This window comes from Streptomyces sp. GbtcB6, from assembly GCF_019091475.1.
Lineage (GTDB): Bacteria > Actinomycetota > Actinomycetes > Streptomycetales > Streptomycetaceae > Streptomyces > Streptomyces hyaluromycini.
In genome coordinates this window covers 1-356 of the sequence record NZ_JAGXJL010000218.1, presented here as the reverse complement: position 1 = coordinate 356, position 356 = coordinate 1, and the positions used below count along the sequence as shown (strand labels likewise).

The following is a 356-nucleotide window of genomic DNA, read 5'->3' as shown; positions in this document are numbered from 1 at the left end:
GTCGGCGGCATCTGGGACATCGACAGCCCGGGCAGCCCGATGTACGAGAGCGCGCACTTCATCAGCTCGAAGTACACCAGCGGTTTCCTCGGCTTCCCGATGCCCGACGAGTATCCGGACTACCCGTCCTGGGAACAGATCCGCGACTACATCCGCTCCTTCGCCCGTACCTACGGCCTCTACGACCATGTCACCCTCGGCGTGTCCGTCGACCAGGCCGAGCCGCTACCGGGCGACCGCTGGCAGGTCACCCTCTCCACCGGTGAGACACGCATCTACGACGGTCTGATCGCCGCCCCCGGCGTCACCTGGCACCCCAACAGGCCGTCGCTGCCCGGAGCCGACTCCTACACCGG

Annotated in this window: 1 pseudogene; it reads left to right on the top strand. The window is 67.1% G+C overall.

The features are described 5' to 3' along the window. Positions 1–356 (top strand): annotated as a pseudogene (locus KVT45_RS55220) (NAD(P)/FAD-dependent oxidoreductase); the annotation flags it as partial.